The following is a 518-nucleotide window of genomic DNA, read 5'->3' on the forward strand; positions in this document are numbered from 1 at the left end:
ACCGACGAAGCCCTCCACGCCTTCCGGAAGTGCCGGCAGCGAGGACGCGTAGTCGTGGTACATCACACCGGCGAAGACACCGGTGCGGCTGCCGCGCAGCACACCCGGGTCGATCCCGGCCCGCTCGAACGCCTCCCACGACGTCTCCAGCAGCAGCCGCTGCTGCGGGTCCATGGCCAGCGCCTCACGCGGCGAGATGCCGAAGAACGCCGGGTCGAAGTGGCCCGCCCGGTCGACGAAGCCACCCTCGCGGGAGTACGAGGTGCCCGGGTGGTCGGGGTCCGGGTGGTAGAGCCCGTCCAGATCCCAGCCACGGTCGGTGGGGAACTCGGAGATCGCGTCCCGGCCCTCCATGACCAGCCGCCACAGATCCTCCGGAGTCTCCACCCCACCCGGATAACGGCAACCCAGACCCACGATCGCAATCGGCTCATCATCAGCGGCCGACACCACCACCGGACCCGCCACCGCAGCCGCGGCCCCCACAACCTCCACACGCAAGAACTCAGCCAACACCG

1 protein-coding gene is annotated in these 518 nt (G+C 69.9%); it reads right to left on the reverse strand.

All coding sequences use genetic code 11. From position 1 onward, the window contains the following. The coding region (locus NP777_RS47210; protein WP_256656372.1) for a beta-ketoacyl synthase N-terminal-like domain-containing protein at window positions 1-518 on the reverse strand (518 nt) is incomplete at both ends.

The organism is Streptomyces rugosispiralis (assembly GCF_024505145.1).
In the GTDB taxonomy this organism is placed as follows: domain Bacteria; phylum Actinomycetota; class Actinomycetes; order Streptomycetales; family Streptomycetaceae; genus Streptomyces; species Streptomyces rugosispiralis.